This window comes from Martinezella rhizogenes (assembly GCF_000799715.1).
Classification (GTDB): Bacteria; Pseudomonadota; Alphaproteobacteria; order Rhizobiales; family Rhizobiaceae; genus Rhizobium; species Rhizobium rhizogenes_C.
This window is the reverse complement of sequence record NZ_JUHG01000012.1, coordinates 1-1,256: the sequence shown is the minus strand read 5'-3', so window position 1 is coordinate 1,256 and position 1,256 is coordinate 1. Positions and strand designations below refer to the sequence as shown.

General features: G+C 59.6%; 1 protein-coding gene. It reads left to right on the top strand.

Annotated elements, in window-relative coordinates:
* Positions 1–1,256: efflux RND transporter permease subunit (locus EX00_RS11950; protein ID WP_047457754.1), on the top strand; the 1,256-nt coding region annotated here is incomplete at both ends.

Sequence of the window (1,256 nt, the reverse complement as noted above, 5' to 3'; positions counted from 1 at the left end):
GTGGATGACGCCATCGTCGTCGTCGAAAACGTCGAACGCGTGATGGAGGAAGAGGGGCTATCACCGCGCGAGGCGACGCTGAAATCCATGAGCGAGATTACCGGCGCGCTGATCGGCATCGCTACGGTTCTTTCCGCCGTGTTCATTCCGATGGCCTTCTTCTCGGGCTCGGTCGGCGTCATCTACCGGCAGTTCTCGGTGACGATCGTCTCGGCGATGGTGCTCTCCGTCATTGTCGCCCTTATCCTGACGCCCGCACTCTGCGCAACGATCCTGAAAAAACCCGAGCATGGATCGAAGCAACGCGGCCTCTTCGGCTGGTTCAACCGCAATTTCGAACGTGGCACGCGCGGCTATCAGCGTAGTGTCGGCGGCATCATCAAGCGCACGCCGGTCTTCATCCTTGTCTTCGTGCTGATCGCGGCTGCCGTCGGCTATCTGTTCAATCGCCTGCCGAGTTCGTTCCTGCCGGATGAAGACCAGGGCATCCTTCTTACGAGCGTGCAGCTTCCCGCCGGAGCCGCCGACGATCGTACCGAGAAGGTGTTGAAGCAGGTTACCGACTACTATCTCAACAACGAGAAGGATTATGTCGACGGCGTTATGGGGGTTGCGGGCTTTGGTTTTGGAGGTCAGGGGCAGAACGTCGGTCTGGCCTTCATCAAGCTCAAGGATTTTGCGCAACGCACCACGCCGCAATCGAAGGCGCAGGCGATCGCCGGCCGCGCCATGGGCGCTTTCTCGAAGATCAAGGATGCCAGCGTCTTCGCGCTCTCTCCGCCAGCAATTCCCGGTTTCGGCAACAACAGCGGCTTCGATTTCTTCATCAAGGATATCAATGGCGCCGGCCACGCCAGCCTGATCGCCGCCCGCAATCAGTTGCTGGGCGCCGCTGGCAAGAGTGGGAAACTGTTCGGCACCCGCCCGAACGGCCAGGAGGACACGCCACAATATTCGGTCAATATCGATGCTGAAAAGGCAAGTGCGCTCAACATAACGCTCTCCGACATCGATACGACATTGTCGACGGCCTGGGGCGGCACTTACGTCAACGACTTCATCGATCGTGGCCGCGTCAAGAAGGTCTATGTGCAAGGAAACGATGGTTCGCGGATGCAGCCGGAAGATCTGGACCGCTGGTACGTGCGCAATTCCGGCGGCGACATGGTGCCGTTCTCGGCCTTCTCCAGCGGCGAATGGACCTATGGTTCGCCGCGTCTGGAACGCTATAACGGCTCGTCGGCCGTCGAAATCCA